3 protein-coding genes are annotated in these 1,872 nt (G+C 68.0%); 2 read left to right on the top strand and 1 reads right to left on the bottom strand.

Annotation, left to right across the window (positions count from 1 at the left end):
* The first annotated feature begins 68 nt into the window (after positions 1-68).
* Positions 69-1,256, top strand: a complete 1,188-nt coding sequence (locus GCT19_RS41830) for a tyrosine-type recombinase/integrase (RefSeq protein ID WP_018437944.1) — start codon at positions 69-71, stop codon at positions 1,254-1,256.
* A 119-nt stretch (positions 1,257-1,375) separates the two neighbouring features.
* Here the strand turns inward: GCT19_RS41830 and GCT19_RS41825 are convergent, their stop codons facing one another.
* Positions 1,376-1,627, bottom strand: a complete 252-nt coding sequence (locus GCT19_RS41825; protein ID WP_152855076.1) for a hypothetical protein — start codon at positions 1,625-1,627, stop codon at positions 1,376-1,378.
* Between the two features lie 38 nt (positions 1,628-1,665).
* Between GCT19_RS41825 and GCT19_RS44285 the strand changes: the two genes are divergently transcribed.
* A partial coding sequence (locus GCT19_RS44285; RefSeq protein WP_217709434.1) for a hypothetical protein occupies positions 1,666-1,872 on the top strand: 207 nt, incomplete at its 3' end.

Raw genomic sequence — 1,872 nt, 5'->3', positions numbered from 1 at the left:
TATAATGTTGAAATTTACTGCGAGAGGTGCGACACTGAACGCGTGACACCCCAAGACCACCGGATCCCATGAAAACCGCCCTCATCGCGCCGCGCCCGCTCGACGTCCTCGAACTGCCCGATGATCTCGACGGCCGCACCGGTGTCAATCGCGCCACCGGCCGCCGCCAGATCGCCGCCGATGACGACCTCGCGGCCGTGCGCGCATGGCTGGCGCGCGTCGCCGACACGAAAACCACCTTCGAGAACTACCGCAAGGAAGCCGAACGGCTGCTGCTGTGGTCCATCGTCCAGCTCGGCAAGCCGCTGTCCTCGCTCACGCACGAGGATCTGCTCGTGTACCAGCGCTTCCTCGCGGACCCGCAGCCGCGCGCGCGGTGGGTCAGCGGTGGGGAAAACGGCAGCGGCCAGAAGTTTTCGCGCGAGGATCCGCGCTGGCGCCCGTTTCACGGGCCGCTCGCCCCAAGCAGCCAGCGCCAGGCGATGGTCATCCTCAACGCCCTTTTCTCCTGGCTCGTCGGTGCGGGCTATCTGGGCGGCAACCCGCTGTCGCTCTCACGCCAGCGCGCGCGACGCTCAGCGCCGCGCGTCACGCGCTTTCTGGAGCGCGACCTGTGGCAGGAGGTCAAGGTCTACATCGATTCGCTGCCTCGCGAGACGGCCCGCGAACGCGAACGCTACTGGCGCGCGCGCTGGCTGTTCACCCTGCTCTATCTGGCCGGCCTGCGCATCTCGGAAGTCAGTGGCAACACGATGGGCTGCTTCTTCTGCCGGCGCGACACCGACGGGCACGAGCGCTGGTGGCTCGAGGTCACGGGCAAGGGGGACAAGGACCGGCTCGTGCCCGCCTCCGCCGAGATGATGGTCGAGCTTGGCCGCTACCGCCGCGAGCGTGGGCTGCCGCTGATGCCCGCGCAGCACGAGGACACGCCGCTCGTGCTGCCACTCGGAAAATCCATGAAACCGCTCACGCGCGCGGCGCTGCACACCATCGTCAAGGCCATCTTTGCCGGCGCCGCGAAAAAGCTGCGCCTGCGCGGCGACGAGTACGCTGCGCGCGCCGCGCAGCTCGAGCGCGCCTCGGCGCACTGGATGCGTCACAGCGCGGGTTCCCACATGGCCGACGGCGACGTCGATCTGCGGCTCATCCGCGACAACCTTGGCCATGCGTCGCTGACCACCACGAGCCTGTATCTGCACGCCGACGATGACCAGCGGCATCGCGAAACAGAAGAGAAGCACCGCATCGACTGGTAACCGGCGATCCCGCGCGGCATGCCGCGCTGCGCCGATGTAACCGGTTTCCGCAGCGAAGCCCAGTCCACTTGCCTGGACCGCGGAGTTCCCAGCGTTCGCCCGGGATCGACGCACCCAGCTCAGAACAGGCCGCCGCGCTCGGCGTCTTCACAAGAACCGGACACGATGGTGGTGCGGCCTCGGGTCTGGAAACATCGCACGCGGGTTTCCCCGGCCAGTACCGCACGCACCCGGGCGAGTTGCCGACCCAGCTCCGGCGAGTCGCCGGAGCCTGCAACAGGCGCCGGTTGCGCGAGCGTCGCCGCAAGGCAATCAGGCAGGCGGCAAATATCGGTGGCAGCGGGCATCCGCTGCTGAACGGACTGAACCAAATTACGCTCCCCGGTAGCGGACACGCCCCCACTCTAGCATGCTAGCTTCGTCCATGCCGCCCAGGAAATCGAGCGCAAGCTGGGCGTCGCGCAGCGTTGCCGCGGCCTGCCCCGGACAGCACAAGCCGTCGCCGGACCGGACCGGGCACGGCGACGCGCAGGACATCGCGATGGAAGGCGACATCGGCGGTGATCCGCACGAGTTCGCCTGGCGGGCCGTCCCGCGAAGTGATGTTGTTTCATCC

The sequence above is a fragment of the Paraburkholderia atlantica genome, assembly GCF_009362785.1.
Lineage (GTDB): Bacteria > Pseudomonadota > Gammaproteobacteria > Burkholderiales > Burkholderiaceae > Paraburkholderia > Paraburkholderia atlantica.
The sequence above is the reverse complement of the archived record's forward strand: the minus strand, read 5'-3'. Positions and strand labels throughout refer to the sequence as shown.

Excerpts from the sequence above, each read along its gene's own strand:
- GCT19_RS41830 (WP_018437944.1), top strand. The coding sequence starts at position 69 with ATGAAAACCGCCCTCATCGCGCCGCGCCCGCTCGACGTCCTCGAACTG.